The 15215-nt window shown below is 65.1% G+C and carries 11 protein-coding genes; 5 read left to right on the top strand and 6 right to left on the bottom strand.

Annotated elements, in window-relative coordinates:
* Positions 1 to 77 precede the first annotated feature (77 nt).
* The 5 genes from QW863_RS11245 to QW863_RS11265 form a co-directional block, all read right to left on the bottom strand.
* Positions 78 to 1019 carry a transposase gene (locus QW863_RS11245; protein WP_315767724.1) on the bottom strand — a complete coding sequence of 314 codons (942 nt, stop codon included), beginning with the start codon at positions 1017 to 1019 and terminating at the stop codon, positions 78 to 80.
* A gap of 287 nt (positions 1020 to 1306) precedes the next feature.
* Positions 1307 to 3406: a S9 family peptidase gene (locus QW863_RS11250; protein WP_315716986.1), complete on the bottom strand. Its 2100-nt coding sequence runs from the start codon at positions 3404 to 3406 to the stop codon at positions 1307 to 1309.
* Positions 3407 to 3414: 8 nt separating this feature from the next.
* Positions 3415 to 4602: a pyridoxal-phosphate-dependent aminotransferase family protein gene (locus QW863_RS11255; RefSeq protein ID WP_315716987.1), complete on the bottom strand. Its 1188-nt coding sequence runs from the start codon at positions 4600 to 4602 to the stop codon at positions 3415 to 3417.
* 155 nt (positions 4603 to 4757) lie between these two features.
* Positions 4758 to 5483 carry a thermonuclease family protein gene (locus QW863_RS11260; RefSeq protein WP_315716988.1) on the bottom strand — a complete coding sequence of 242 codons (726 nt, stop codon included), beginning with the start codon at positions 5481 to 5483 and terminating at the stop codon, positions 4758 to 4760.
* A gap of 212 nt (positions 5484 to 5695) precedes the next feature.
* Positions 5696 to 7420, bottom strand: a complete 1725-nt coding sequence (locus QW863_RS11265) for a hypothetical protein (protein WP_315716989.1) — start codon at positions 7418 to 7420, stop codon at positions 5696 to 5698.
* 430 nt (positions 7421 to 7850) lie between these two features.
* Between QW863_RS11265 and QW863_RS11270 the strand changes: the two genes are divergently transcribed.
* Positions 7851 to 8711: a caspase family protein gene (locus QW863_RS11270; RefSeq protein ID WP_315716990.1), complete on the top strand. Its 861-nt coding sequence runs from the start codon at positions 7851 to 7853 to the stop codon at positions 8709 to 8711.
* Between the two features lie 246 nt (positions 8712 to 8957).
* On the opposite strand, the gene QW863_RS11275 is transcribed toward QW863_RS11270, so the two are convergent.
* On the bottom strand, positions 8958 to 9836 hold the full coding sequence (locus tag QW863_RS11275) for an efflux RND transporter periplasmic adaptor subunit (protein WP_315716991.1): 879 nt from the start codon (positions 9834 to 9836) through the stop codon (positions 8958 to 8960).
* A 200-nt stretch (positions 9837 to 10036) separates the two neighbouring features.
* Here QW863_RS11275 and QW863_RS11280 point away from each other — a divergent pair, with 200 nt between their 5' ends.
* The 4 genes from QW863_RS11280 (at position 10037) to QW863_RS11295 (ending at position 14793) form a co-directional block, all read left to right on the top strand.
* Complete coding sequence (locus QW863_RS11280) at positions 10037 to 11014, top strand: L,D-transpeptidase (RefSeq protein ID WP_315716992.1); 978 nt, start codon at positions 10037 to 10039, stop codon at positions 11012 to 11014.
* 565 nt (positions 11015 to 11579) lie between these two features.
* Positions 11580 to 12005, top strand: a complete 426-nt coding sequence (locus QW863_RS11285; protein WP_315716993.1) for a hypothetical protein — start codon at positions 11580 to 11582, stop codon at positions 12003 to 12005.
* On the top strand, positions 12005 to 13345 hold the full coding sequence (locus tag QW863_RS11290) for a KGGVGR-motif variant AAA ATPase (RefSeq protein ID WP_315716994.1): 1341 nt from the start codon (positions 12005 to 12007) through the stop codon (positions 13343 to 13345). Before QW863_RS11285 ends, QW863_RS11290 begins: the two co-directional genes overlap by 1 nt.
* Positions 13342 to 14793, top strand: a complete 1452-nt coding sequence (locus QW863_RS11295; protein ID WP_315716995.1) for a hypothetical protein — start codon at positions 13342 to 13344, stop codon at positions 14791 to 14793. Before QW863_RS11290 ends, QW863_RS11295 begins: the two co-directional genes overlap by 4 nt.
* The last annotated feature ends 422 nt before the right edge of the window (positions 14794 to 15215 follow it).

A 15215-nucleotide genomic window follows, 5' to 3' on the forward strand; every position in this document is an offset into this window, starting at 1 on the left:
GTTGCGGATGCGACGCCGATTGCGAGGCGAGATTGGCCCCATACTCCGCTGTCGTCCCGGCCTTGAGCCGGCAACTGTTATGTTGATGGAGTGATCGCATAAGGTTTTCGGTCGCGCATCATGGCATTCAGGATGGTTAGAAGCTTCCTGGCGACGGCGATGAGGGCGAGCTTGGCGGGTTTACCGGCTTGGCGCAGACGGTTGTAAAAGATCTTGAAGCGATCGGCGCGGCGGACGGCGTTGAGGGCGGCCATGTAGAGGGCGTCGCGGACACGCTTCCGGCCGCCGCCGATCTTGCGCTTGCCACGATACGCCCCGCTATCGCGATTGAAGGGAGCCAGGCCCGCAAGAGCGGCTACCTCCTTTGGCCCGAGATGGCCGAGTTCCGGCATCTGGGTGATGAGTTGCATGCAGGCGACGGGTCCCACACCGGGCACGGAGCGCATCAGCTGTGCCTGCTCCGCAAGCACCGGCTCGGCTTTGATGAGCGCGTTGATCTCGGCCTCGATCTCGACGATCTCGTCATTGAGGACCTCGATCAGGCGGCTGATGCGTTCGGCCATGGCGCGGTCCTCGGCCTCGCTGCGGCGGTTCTTTTCCTGGGCGCGCATGGCAACCAGTTGATCCCGCCGTTTTGCAAGCCTCGCGAGGGCGCTTTGGGCAGGCGTCATGGCCTGCTCGGTGGCTGGCTGCATGGCGCGCCCAAAGGCTGCCAGCGTTCGCGCGTCGATCGGATCGGTCTTGGCGAGTTGGCCGCTGGCGCGGGCGAAATCGCGAGCTCGAGCCGGGTTGATCCGCGCAAAGCGGATGCCCGCCCGACGCAGGGCCTCGCGCAGTTCGAGGTCGTAGACACCCGTGGCCTCAAAGACCACCAGAACATCGCATCGCCAACGCGCCACCAGCTGTGTGATGGCCTGTGGCCCGTTGGCGATGCGCTCCGGCGCCCCCACGGCTTCATCAAAAATATCGAGATAGGGTTTGCAAACGTCGATTCCGACGCAACGAAAAGGTACGATCACGGTGCCTGTCCCTGTGATGCGAGGTCTGTTGGCGCAGCCTCGTGCAACTGTTCAGGTTGATAAATGGAACGGGCGGGAGACCGAGCCGGCTCACGGCGTCTAGCGCCAAGGACCCAACGGCTTCCCGCCCACCATCATCATGGCAGACTTTCCAGACACAGGGACCCATAACCACAGGCGGTTGTGATGACGAGGGACGTAGCTCCAGCGCGCTCAACAATTGCCGCCGGTGGTTATGGGTCCCTGCGTTCGCAGGGACGACATTGGTGTTCAGGCGCGATCATGGCTCAAACGCTCCGATCTGCCAGACCCACCGCCCATAGCGCGAACGCGTAGACGATCGCGACCTCATCCAGCCGGTTGAAGCGGCCGGAGGCGCCGCCGTGGCCGGCGCCCATGTTGGTGCGCAGGAGGACCGGCCCGCCGCCGGTCATCGTCGCGCGCAGCCGCGCGATCCACTTTGCAGGCTCCCAATAGGTGACGCGCGGGTCGGTCAGTCCGGCCATCGCGAGGATCGCGGGATACTCCTTGGCCGCGACGTTGTCGTAGGGCGAGTAGGACAGGATGGTGCGGAAGTCCTTTTCGCTCTCGATCGGGTTGCCCCATTCGGGCCATTCCGGCGGCGTCAGCGGCAGGGTATCGTCGAGCATCGTGTTCAGCACGTCGACGAACGGCACCTCGGCGACGATGCCGGCGAACAGCTCGCCCGCGCGGTTGGCGACCGCGCCCATCAGCATGCCACCGGCGCTGCCGCCATGGCCGACGATGCGCCTGGCGCTGGTGTAGTTCGCCGCGATCAGCGCCCGTGCGCAGGCCGCGAAATCGTCAAAGCTGTTGGTCTTCTTCTCGCGCTTGCCGTCGAGATACCAGCCCCAGCCCTTGTCGGTGCCGCCGCGGATATGGGCGATGGCGTAGACGAAGCCGCGGTCGACCAGCGACAGCCGGTTGGCCGAGAACGAGGCCGGCATCGCATGGCCATAGGAGCCGTAGCCATAGAGCAGCAGCGGCGCTGAGCCATCGGCCCTGAGGTCGCGCCGGTGCAGCAGCGACACCGGCACCTCGGCGCCGTCCTCCGCCTTGGCCATGATGCGCGTGGTGACGTAGTCGGCCGGATTGTGCCCGGACGGAATCTCCTGGCGCTTGCGCAAGGTTTTTGCGCGCGTCACCATGTCGTAGTCCCACACCTCCGACGGCGTCGTCATCGACGAATAGGCAAAGCGCAGATTGGTGGTGTCGAACTCGTAGGAGCCCATCGCGTCGAGCGAATAGGCGCCTTCGTCGAAGGCGATCGCGTGCTCCTCGCCGGATGCGAGATCGCGGATGACGATCGACGGCAGCGCATTGGCGCGCTCCAGCCGCACCAGGTGCCCGGTGTAGAGATCGTGATCGAGCACGTAGATGCCGGCGCGGTGCGGAATGAGGTCGCGCCAGTTGGCGCGCTCGGGCGCGGCCAGCGGCGCGGTGACGATCTTGAAGTCGATGGCGCCGTCGGCATTGGTCAGGATGAACAGCTCGTCGCCGCGGTCGGCGATCGAATATTGCACGCCGTTCTCGCGCGCGGCCACCAGCCGTGGCGGCGCCTCGGGAGCATCGAGATCGATCAAACGTTGTTCTGACGTCTCGTGGTCGCCGCCGGCGATGACGCAGAACCGGCCCGACGTCGACTCGTGCACATGGGTGAACCAGCCGGTGTCCTTCTCCTCGTACACCAGCGCGTCTTCGGCCTGCCTGGTGCCGAGCTTATGCCGCCACACCTGCATCGGGCGGTGATTGTCGTCGAGCTTGACGTAGAAGAAGCTCGTGCAATCGCGTGACCACACCACACCGCCGTCGGTCTCCTCGACCACGTCGTCGAGATCGTTGCCGCTATCCCAGTCGCGGACGCGGATGGTGAAATATTCGGAGCCCTTGGTGTCGGCGCTCCAGGCGACGCGCTTGTGGTCGTGCGAATGCCTGCTGCCGCCGAACTTGAAATAGTCGTGGCCTCGCGCCAGCGCATCGCCATCGAGCCCGATCGTCTCCGCCCCGCCGTTGCGCGGCGTCCGGCAGAACAGCTCGTGCTGGCCGCCCTCGCGATACTTGCGGAAATAGGCGTAGGGCCCGTCCGGCGACGGCACCGAGGAATCGTCCTCCTTGATGCGGCCGCGCATCTCCGCGACGAGCTTCTTCTGCAGCGGTGAGGTGTGGCCGAGCACGGATTCCGCATAGGCGTTCTCGGCCTCGAGATAGGCGCGGATATCAGCATCCAGCAGCGACGGATCGTGCAGCACCTCCTGCCACCGCGCGTCTTTCAGCCACGCATAGTCGTCGCTTACGGTGATGCCGTGACGGGTGAAGCTGTGCGGATGGCGCGGCGCCACCGGCGCCTTGGTGCTCAAGTCGGTCATGTCGTCCTTTACGGGGTCACGCTCTCGCCGAGCCATTGGATCGCGGCGTCGAGGCCGCCGCGGCCGTGCGGAATCTTCAACGCCACCAGCGCCATTTCGATCACGCCGAGCGTGCCCAGCACCATCGGCGCGTTGACATGGCCCATATGGGCGATGCGGAACGCCTGGCCCTGGAGATCGCCGATCCCGGTGCCGAGCACGACGCCGCACTGCTCCTTGCAGTAGGTCTGCAACACGGCCGGATCATAACCTTCGCCGACCAGCACAGTGGTCACGGTGTTGGAGCGCTCGGCGGCGTCTGCGATGTTGAAGCCGATCACCTGGCCCTCGCTCCACTTCGCCACCGCGCGGCGTACGGCCTCGGCCAACAGCTCATGGCGGCGGAAGGCGTGCGGCAGCCCTTCGGCGAACAGCATGTCCATGGCCTGGCGCAGTGCGAACAGCAGATGCACCGGCGCGGTGCCGCCATATTTGCGATAGTGCTCGGTGCCCTCGCGCTCGCTCCAGTCCCAATAGGGCGTGCGCATGTTGGCGCGCTTGTGCGCCTCGAGTGCGCGGTCATTGGCGGCGACGAAGCCGAGACCCGGCGGCGTCATCAGGCCTTTCTGCGAGCCGGACATCGCGACGTCGATGCCCCAGGCATCCATCTCGAACGGCATGCAGCCGAGCGAGGCCACGGTGTCGACCATGTAGAGTGCCGGGTGGCCCGCGGCCTTGATGGCGCGGCCGATCGCCTCGACGTCGTTGACGACGCCGGACGCCGTATCGATCTGCGCCACCACGATCGCCTTGATGCTGTGCTCCTTGTCGGCGCGCAGCCGCGCCTCGACCTCGGCCGGCCGCACCGCGCGGCGCCAGTCGCCGCGGAGCACCTCGACCTCGGCGCCCATCGCGCGCGCCGCATTGCCCCAGCCGATCGCGAAGCGGCCGCTCTCCAGCACCAGCACCTTGTCGCCGCGCGCCAGCACGTTGGAGAGCACCGCCTCCCAGGCGCCGTGACCGTTGGCGATGTAGATGTAGGTCTTGCCCTTGGTGGCGAACAGCCGGCCGAGATCGGACATGATGCCGTCGGTCAGCTCGACCATCTGCTTGGAGTAGATGTCGAGCGCCGGGCGGTGCATCGCCTGCAGCACCTCGTCGGGCATCGTGGTGGGTCCCGGGATGGCCAGAAACTCCCGGCCCGCGCGAACGGTCATTGTCAGTGTCCTCGGCGATGTGGTTTGGCGGTTGAGGGTGGTGACGGGCTCTCGCACACGGCCGGCCCATGGTCGTTTTACGTGGCGCGGCGCATTAAGAAAAGCCGGAGAAGCCGGGGGGCTGGCATGCCCCGGCAGGCCGGCGGGTTGGGCCGTCAGCGCCTCGTTTCGCGGCAGCCGGCGGCCTCGGCCTCCTCGACCGAGCAGAACCAGCGGGTGCCCTTCGCGACGTGCATCTTGATCTGCGCGTACCAGCGGCTCTGCGGCGTGTGATAGATGCACTCGCCGGCGCCGTTGACATTGCCCTTGATGGTGCAGTCCGGCGAGGGCGCGACCGGGCCCGAGGCCGAGGCGAGCAGGATTTTGCGCGCGCCCTCCGGCGGGTTGGTGGCCCCGAGGATCGCAGTCTTCTTGTTGCGCACGCGCCAGTCCCATGGCGCGATGAACGCGCCCTGCCACATGCCGGCCTTGGCTGCGCGCGCCTCCGCCTCGTCGGGCTCGTAGTCATGCGAGAGGGTGCGATAGGCCAGCGCCCAGCCGCTGCGCACCAGCCATTTCTGGATGTCCTCGCCATCGACGTCGCAGCGCGCGACCTGGCGGCCGCGGCGGTCGATCGAGCGCGGATGGCAGGTCCAGCTCTTGCCGTCGACGTACTTGATCAGCTCGTCACGCGCCGCCACGCCGCAGGTCCAGCGCTCGCCGTTCTTGTTGAGGCAGAGCTGATCCACGGAGGGCGCGTCGATGCCGCCGAGCCGGATGCGGGTGGTCCCGATCGTGATCCCATCGGCCTCACGGATCTTGGGAATCCCGGTGATGTCGGCCGCGGACGCGACGGAGGGCAGCAGCAGGAGGAGCGCAAGCAAAGCTGGTTTCATCGACATCAACGGGCGCGGGTCGTCCTTGGGGATGGGAAGGCTGGAGCAATTGTGCGGCGGATCGGCCCGCGGTTCCAGCGCCGTGATTGGCTGAGCCGCTCAACTTCGCGCGATGGCGGCTGAAAGGAGGAGCCGAGCTATTGCCAGGGCGTCGCTGTGCTCCCCTCCCCGCAAGGGGGAGGGGAGTGCACCGCCGGGGCCGCTGACATATCGCTCGATCAGTTCACCGCCACCCGCTTTGCCAGCGCCAGGCCCATCAGCACGAAGGCCGAGGTGACCTCGGGGCCGCCGACCAGGATGCGGGTCGGGGTCTTCATCTTGTTCCACTCATAGGCGCGGTACGGATGCCGCCGGCCACCCTCGCCGAACGACGTCACGATGCAATGCACTGCGGGCGCGAAGCTCGCCGCAGCGCCGCCGAGATGGCCGAGCGCGATCAGCGCCAGCGCGGCGTCGAACGGGTTCATCTCGCGGCCGACCAGCTCGTCCTCGACATAGGCCAGCACGCGCAGGCGAATGAGCTCGAACGCGCCGTCGGGATCGATCGCCTGCCGCGCCGCCGGCGGCAGCGCCATGAAGGCGTGGTAGCAGCGGCCGAAATAGGCGCAGTACAGCTCCGGCAGATAATAGATGTGCGAGCGGGGGTCGGCGAAGGCGCCGCTCAGCACCAGCCGCTGCTGGAAGCCGACGATCCGCCTGACGACGTCGAGCCGGGCTTGCGTCTCCAGGATCTGCCAGCGCCCGAGATTGCGGAACGATACCTCGAGCACGTCGAGGTTCAACGTCGGATCGAGATCATTGCCGTAGGGCCGCTCGCCGGCCAGGCTGTCGATCCAGGTCGCGACACCGCCTTCATAGTCGATGTTGTCGTTGATCGGCACCGTCACGCGCGGCTCGTTGCCGCCGGCGCGCACCTGGTAGCCCGCATAGAAATCCAGCAGCGGTTGGCTCAACATCGGATCGTCCGAGCCGGCCTGCGTCGCCGCCGAGAACGAGCACGCCGTGGTGTCGCAATCCGGCACGTAGATGCCGAAGCCGAGGTCCTGCTTGATCTGGGTGAAGAAGCGCGAGAAGCGCGGATGCGGCGGCGGCGCCAGCGCGGTGACGACATTGTAGCTCTTGCCGTCGGCGCCGCGCACCTCCTCGCGGCTGATGGTCAGGCAGAACTCGACCATGGCGGCGATGGCGCTGCGCGCCGCGCTTGTCTGCTCCGATGACGCGAGGCCCGTCTCCAGATAGCTCAGCAGCGCCTCGGTGAAGAACGCGTCGTAATAGGCCGAGCGGTGGCGGATCTGCACCGGCTCCCACATCGGCTCGGCGATGCCGCGCCACGGCGGATTGATCACCGCGGCCGCCGGCGATCGCGCGATGAAGACGCGGGCGAGGTTGAACAGCAAGGTCGAGTTCTTGTAGCCGCGGGCGTCGAGCCCCTGCAGCGCCATCTTGACCTCGCGGCCCTTCATGTCGGGATCGCCGATCAGGTTGAAGGCGGCATAGGTCGGGATGAAGCCATTGCGGCTGAACGAGCCGAGCAGGTCGGCGCCACAGGCCCGGATCACGCGATCGACCTCGCCGGCCGGCGGCATGGCCGCCGCCGCAGTCCGGCGCGGCGGGGCAGGGTGGTGCAAGGCGACGCTGTCGACCAGATCGGCGACGGGGCGGCCGACCTGCTCCCAATCCGGCGTCGGATTGTCGCGGGCAAGAACCAGCGCGTCGCGCAGCGCATTGAGAACAGCGGGATCGTTCAACTCGGGCAGGCCGGCACGGCGCAGCAATGCGCGCAGCGCCGGGTTCCCGAGCGCGGTCCGGTAGAATTTCGACAGATGCGGGTCGCCGCTGCCGGGCCGGCGCAGGATGGGATCGCAGACCTCGTACAGCGAGGGCCCATCCTTCCGGGCCGTCAGTGCGCGACAGGCCGCGCCGGCGAAATACTGGAAACTCAAGCGAGGACTCGCGGGTTGTCGAAGGCAGGACGAGCGGCATGCGTTGCTCGAGACGCCCGGCAAACGGCGCGTCACGCGCATGCATTGGGCAAACTGACACGCTGGACGGCCAAAGACAACGTGACGGCGGTCACGGCGCGGGAGGCGGATTTGGCGGCAATGTGGTCTCCCGGCGGTCCGTCCGGGGCCGTTTGGAGATCGCCGTCATGGTTAAATTTGCGTTTCTCTTCAAGTGCTTGAAAAGTCAATGGTGTTCCGATGTTGCTTGGGATGCGCGTTCGGGTTAAGCCTTTCTTCGTTGCGGCGCCGCAATTTGCGCGCATTGAGACGACACATCGTCTCGCAACCCCTCAAACCTCAGAGGCGCCAGCGCGACCAAAGGGTGCACCCCTTTGGCATCGATGGGCAGGCTCGGACCAGGATTGACGTGATGACCGCAAGGCAGCCTTCTCTTTCCCGCCGATCGGCCGTGATCGCCGCCGCGCTTCTCTGCACGGTGTCGCTCGCGATCGGCGCGCATGCTGCCCTGAACAAGCGTTCGCTCGAGGCGCCCAAGGCCGCGGCCTCCGAGCAGAGCAGCGTGGCGACCGGCAACGGCGCGCGCCTCGCGCTCGTGATCGGCAATGGTCACTATCCCGACGCCAACGCGCCACTGGTCCAGCCGATCAACGATGCCCGTGCACTGACCGGCGCGCTGCGCCGCGACGGCTTCGACGTCGATGTCGTCGAGGATGCCAACAAGGACGACATGGCCCGCGCGGTCGAGCGCCTCAAGGCCAGGATCAAGCCCGACTCGGTCGTGATGCTGTTCTTCGGCGGCTACGCCATCCAGGCCGGACGCGAGAGCTACATGATCCCGGTCGACGCCAAGATCTGGCGGGAAGCCGACGTGCGCCGCGACGGCACCAGCATCGAGCGCCTGCTCGACACCGTCCGCGAGCAGGGTGCGCGCGCCAAGCTGGTGGTGATCGACGCCGCCCGCCGCAATCCCTATGAGCGCCGCTTCCGCGCCTATTCGCACGGCCTGGCGCCGATCAATGCGCCGGCCAACGCCCTGATCCTGTCGTCGGCGACGCCAGGCAAGGTGCTGGACGATCCGAAGGGCCAGAACAGCGTGCTGGTCGGCGAGCTGCTGAACCAGCTCGGCAAGAGCCCGAGCGCCGAGACCGTGTTCAACAAGACCCGCAACGCCATCGCCCGCAGCTCCGACGGCGAGCAGGTGCCGACCGTGTCATCCTCGCTGGTCGAGGACATCCGCTTCAGCGCCGACGTCGCGAACGCCGGCAGCTGAGCTTAGCCTGTCCCGCGCCTGAGATGCTCCGCCCTCTCGGCGGCCTCCCACCCTCCCCTGGAGGGGGAGGGTCGCCTCACGGCGAGCGAAGCGAACCGTGGGGCGGGGTGGGGTGATCTCTCCACTTGCACCGTCATCCCTGGCTCCACCCCCCGCCGCACGACGCTGGCGCGCCGCGCGACGACCCTCCCCCTCCGGGGGAGGGTGGGGCCGCGTGCCCCTCAGACCCCTGCGGCGTCGCGTCTTTCAATTGCTCGCCATCACCGGCCGCACCGGGTCGCCCTCGCGCAGCAGCGCGCCGGCGCGGGTGACGACGACGTCGCCCTCGGCGAGGCCGTCGCGGATCTCGACCTGGCCGCCGGCCATCAGGCCGATCTCGACCCGCTTGGTCTCGATCCGCTGAGCCCGGACCACCTGCACCACCGTGCCGTCGGGATCGTACAGCACGGCGGTCAGCGGCACCGCGACGCCGCAGCTCTGGCCGATCTTGATCACGGCGCGGCCGAACGAATTGACCAGCAACCGCGCCGTGCCGGTGATGCCGATGAAGGCCTGGCCGAGCTGGCTGTTCGGCTCGACGGTCGGCGCCACCCTTCGGATCTTGCCCTCGACCTCGCCGGCCCCGACGATGCGGATCCGCGCCGTCTGGTTGACCGCGAGCTTGCCGAGCTGGGCTGATGGCACCAGGCCGACGAGATCATATTCGTTGCGGGCGAGAATCGAGAACAGCGCCTCGCCGCGACCGGAGGCGAACGCCCCGATGGTGGCGCTCGACGACAGGATGGTGCCCGCGACCGGCGCCTGGATCATGATCGTGCCGCCCTCCGGCGGCGTCAGCCGCGCCAGGTTCTGTCCGGCCGTGACGGTGTCGCCGGCATCGACCAGCACCTCCGCGACCTTCAGGCCGGGACGATCGGGCCTGACGGCGGTCTCGTCGCGCGCCAGCACCATGCCGGACACCTCGACCGTGTTGTCGAAGCAGGCCTTGGTCGCCTTGAGCACGCTGACCGCGGCGCCCTTCGGCGCGCCGTCATCGGCTGCCGCAGCCTGGATCATCGCCAGCAGGCCGGCGGCGGCGAGCATCGGCATCCGGCGCATCGTGGCGGCAATTGCGGCATGTCCCATCCGAAACCGATCCTCGCGAACCCAATTCATTGCACGGCTGTCGCCGGGATAGCAGACGTGCCGCCGCCGGGCCAGCCGACCCGCGTCCCTGGTAGTCGCGCCAGGATGCCGCGACGTTCAGCCGATGGTGCCGAACTTCTCGGCCGGGTCCACGTTGACGCTGCCGAATGTCAGCCGTCTTTCACCTGGGACTCACGACCATGCTTCGGCTCTGGATACCGCTTCTGCTCTGCGCCGTCGTCGTCACGCCTGCGGTCTCCGCCGAGCTCACCGCCGACGCCGTCAACAGCGCCGAGCTGCGCAAGCGGCCGCCTGCCGAGGAGAAGATGGATCCGGTGGCGATCCGCGCCCAGGTGCTGCTCGATCGCGCGCATGTCTCTCCCGGCGAGATCGACGGCCGCTTCGGCGACAATGCGCGCAAGGCGCTCGCCGCGTTCGCGCGCGCCAAGGAGCTTGCCGGTGATGCGAAGCTGACGCCCGAGCTGTGGGAGGCGCTGCTGCGCGGCGACCAGGCGCCGGCGATCGTCTCCTACACGATCACCCGCGACGATGTGAAAGGGCCGTTCCTGAAGAAGCTGCCGCAGCACATGGAGGACATGAAGGACCTCCCGGCGCTCGGCTACACCTCGCCGCGCGAGGCGCTGGCCGAGAAATTCCACATGAGCGAGGCGCTGCTGTCGGCGCTCAATCCGAAAGCCAGCTTCGACAAGGAGGGCGAGCAGATCGCCGTCGCCAATGTGATCAGGCCGGACGAGAAGTCGCCGGACATCATGCGGCTCGACATCAGCAAGGACGCCGGCACGGTGCAGGCGTTCGACCGCGACGGCAAGCTGGTGGCGGTGTTTCCCGCCACGGTCGGCAGCGACGAAAAGCCGACGCCCGACGGCACCTTCAAGGTCACCTCGCGGGATGCCGATCCCAACTACCGCTACAATCCGGACTACGAGTTCAAGGGCGTCAAGTCGCGCAAGCCGTTCACCATCAAGCCCGGCCCGAACAACCCGGTCGGTGCCTATTGGATCGGCCTGTCGGTCGGCAACGGCTACGGCATCCACGGCACGGCCGAGCCGTCCAAGGTCGGCAAGTCGGAGTCGCATGGCTGCGTGCGGCTGACCAATTGGGACGTGCGATTCCTCGGCGACCACCTGGCGAAGAAGGCGAAGGTGGAGCTGCATTGAGGCGACGTGCAAGCCTCGCGCATCTCCGCAGCGAATCTCGGTCAGCGACACGCCGTTCTATGAGCCATACCCGTCATTCCGGTGGGCGCCGACAACGACCAAGTCCCGAATCTCGACATGATCGTTCATGATCACGGTGTCACGTCACTGCGAGCGCAGCAACCCGTCCGCAGAGGCTCAACGGGCGAAGGCGGAAGCAATCCAAACGTCACCCGCGGCCAGTACTTCTACACGGGAGATCGTTGCGGGCTGCGAGAGACGTCAGGCGTGCCTCAAGATGGCGCGGGACTTGCCGCAGCGCCAAAGTCGGCAGCCCGTAGGCAACAGCGCACCTCACATCGGAGTCCGGGATTATCCCTTCGGGGCGAAGAGCGGGCGTGGCGAGGCAGCCGACAAGTTGGACAGGTTGGCACTCTCGCCGCCAAACTGCTATCCGTTTCCGAACCCTTAAGCAGAGTTTAGAGCCGCATGATGCGTGGACGATCGTGAGACCGGCAATGGTCAGAGTGATCGCGGAATTGACGGCTCGCAGCCGAAACTGCCAGATGTCCCCCTGGGAGGCGACATGACGTATCGGCAGGATTTATCAAACTCGGCAAGGCGGCATCTGCGGGCGGCCAGCGAGCTGTACGGACTGGCGTCCGCCGGTGCGCAGCCCGGATGCCGCGCGGTTGCGGGATATCTGTTCGGCCTTTGCGGAGAACTCGCAGTCAAAGCAATCATGCGAGATAGCGGAATGCCACCGTTGGAGCCAGATCGTCGCCGCGAAGATCCATATTATAAGCATTTTCCCGAGCTCAAGACCTTTCTTTTGAACACGGCGAAGGGACGGCGGTCCGGTGAACTCCTGACAATCGCCAACACGTCAGCTCTATTTCGATATTGGGACACCGATATGCGGTATGCGAAGACCTTGGATATTCGCGATGAATGGATCGAATCGTGGAAAACGAGCGCCACTGATTTGGTTAACCGAATGGATTCGTTCTGATGGCTGAGCCCCTGTTCGATGAATCGCTGCCAGAACTTGTAATGACGCTGACCAATCTCGCCGGCCGGGAGTTCGTCGAGACTGGAACGGCGCTACGAGACGCTTCCGGCCGTCTTACCTTTATCGCGAATCGTCCACCAAAGGATGACAATGAGCGGGAAATGCTCGGGCAGGCGTTAATCGCCAGCCTTGGCTCCTACGCGCGAACCGACAGACCAATCAGCTTCAAGGGCGACGGCGGAACCGAACAGATCCTGGCATCTCCCGAGCGGTTGCCAGTCCAGATAAGCGACGGCTTCTGCTATTTAGTCGATCGTCGAATCGTAGGCGCGGGATGGCTCGATGCACCCATGGCTGCGCAAACGCAGCCTCCGAGGGTGGTTTTTGCCACGCTAAAAGGCGGAGTCGGCCGCTCGACCGCGCTGGCCATCGCTGCCGCCGATTTCGCGCGTCGGAACTACAACGTACTGGTCGTTGACCTCGACTTGGAAGCGCCGGGGCTAGGTGACTTGCTCTTGGATGCAGATCGGACGCCCGAGTTTGGCGTGATCGACTATCTGGTCGAGAATGGACTTGGCGGGGTACCTATGGCCAGTCTTCATGCCTACATCGGGTCGAGCGCCCTTACGGCTGCCGGTGGCGGCCGGGTCGATGTGCTACCCGCGCTCGGCCGTCGTTCGCTCGCCCATCCCTGGAACATCCTGCCCAAAATTTCGCGAGCGATGATCGAAGACGTTGTCGAAGATCGCGCCATCCCACTCGTCGAGCAGATATCGTCGATGATCTCGCGTATTACGGAGCGTGATCAATATGATGTGGTGTTCATTGACAGTCGTGCCGGGCTGTCGGAGCTTGCGGCACCCGCGGTTCTTGGACTTGGCGCTACCGTGTTGCTGTTTGGCACCGCGCAGAAGCAGACGATCGAGGGCTATCGGGCGCTATTCGCAGCTCTCCAACTGCTCGCCCAGCGGGACAAAGCACAGGGGCGCGACACCGAATGGCGAACGATGATTCGACCAGTCTATGCCAAGGCAAGCCTCGATACGACCGTGTCCGAGCGGTTCATCGACGATATCTATGAACTCTATTCGGCGCACATTTATGACGCAGAGGATAGCGGCGAGGACGCGCCGGACTCGCTGAGGTTCGCGCGGAGCGACGAGGCAGCTCCGCACTGGCCCTTGATCATTCCGTTCAATCAGAGCTTCATTGACTTCGATCCTGGTCGCATTCCGGACCAGCTTACCGAATCTTTCTATGAGCAGACCTACCGAACCTTCCTTTCGGGGCTCGAGACGGCAATGTCGTTCGGCGGCACAGTCAACGGACTTAAAGCATGAGTGCATCCGAACCGGATTTATCGAAAATCCGTGAGGCCATGGCAACGTTCGATCCATCGCCTCGCGTTGAACCGAATGCGATGATCTCGGTCGAGCAGGCCTTTCTGCCGGAGGGGCATCGTGGCGTTCTCGACCTGCGGCGACAGTTGGTTGTTGGCAACCGTGGCATGGGCAAGAGTTTTTGGACCCATGCGCTGCTTAGCAAGCCGCTGCGCGAGCGGCTTGCTAAGGCGTATGGACAACGACTTCTATCAACTGCCGAAGTAGTTGTCGGGTTCAACGGCTCAGACAAGGTCAGCGAAAGCGCGCCCACGATTGACGAAATCACTAATTTGTTTGCACAAGGCAAAAGTCCAGATCTGATCTGGCGGGCGGTCCTAATCAGGATCGCATGCAGGCTGGTCCCAGGCAGCACTGATGAACCACTCGGCGATGTCATCGATGGTCTCAAGGCCGATCCGAACCGCTATTCAGTGGTGCTCTCGGTGGCGGATGACGAATTGGTGCGGTCTAAAAAGACTCTGCTGGTGGTGTTCGATGCGCTCGACCGTTTCGGTCGCGATTGGGACAGCATTCGTAGCCTGACGCGAGCCCTGCTCTCACTAGCAGTCGGTCTGCAATCGTTCCGTTCCATTCGCGCCAAGATATTCATGCGTGCGGACCAGTTTGCCGATCAAGAACTCTTCCGCTTTCCCGATAGCTCCAAGATTAAGAATGACTATGTGGAGCTACTCTGGCGCCCGATCGATCTCTATGGGCTGTTGCTGTTTGAGTTGCTCCGCAACGATGCCGCGCGAGAACCGCTTAAGGCGTTGGCGCGGCGGGAAGGCGCGAGCAATGTGCTCCCCGTGGCCGGTATCGATAGTAGAGCCGATCCCGAGGCGCAGGCACGGCTGATCAACGGAATCGCCGGCGAGTTTATGGGAACCAATAAGAAACGTGGCCGGGTTTATACTTGGTTGCCGCTTCATCTGAGCGATGCCGCGCACACCTGCTCGCCACGCAGCTTCCTGACCGCGTGGAAGAAGGCAGCCGAGCATCACCCGACCTCTGCGGGGAGAGCCATCGACCATCTGGGCCTCCTTGAGGGCGTACGTTTGGCGTCGAGAAACCGATTGGAGGAACTTTACGAGGACTACCCCTGGATTAAGCCAGCGCTCGAAGCCCTTCGGCGACAATTCGTCCCGATGGAACGCGAGCAGTTGCTTGAAATCTGGAAGAATCAACACGTGATTGAGGCGATTGAAAGCAATGCAGCCACCGAGCCCAGATACACGCCAGTAAAGTTCACTTCCGGAAACGAACCTTCCGCATTGCTGTCTTCCATGCGTGACGTCGGCGTCATGGAAGAACGTGCGAACGGCAAGATCAACGTTCCCGACATCTTTCGTGTCGAGGCTGAAATCTTGCGCAAGGGCGGCGTCGCAGTGCCTAAGCGCACCAACTGAGAGCAGCCGGCCGCCACCAGTGGACGCCGGCAACTCGGTTGCGAAGATCTGCCTTGGGTAACACGTGCTGCGACATAGCGGCGTTTCTGCCGCATCCGGAGAAGATCCGAAAACCGTCGACTTTATGCCGTTGCCAAAGCTCAGCGCCATGCGCGCGGCTGTGCGCTCTAGCACTTCACGTCCGTTGACAAATGTAAGGTTGTCACTCGGGCTACACCCGTCGACAGTGCAGAGGCGCGAGACTCTGCACTGTTCACGGTGCGCGCAGGACGGAGCAAGTCAATTGGTTCACGGCCGTTGGGTGGGCAAAGGCTCGCCCGCGACGCTGTCAGCCCCGCGCGTGGTGCATCGCGCGCCGTGCCACCGCTCCCATCAGCGATCGGATGGTGGGCACGGCGCGCCGAGCATTGGTGCATGCCGAG

It is taken from the genome of Bradyrhizobium sp. SZCCHNR1017, from assembly GCF_032381375.1.
GTDB lineage: Bacteria > Pseudomonadota > Alphaproteobacteria > Rhizobiales > Xanthobacteraceae > Bradyrhizobium.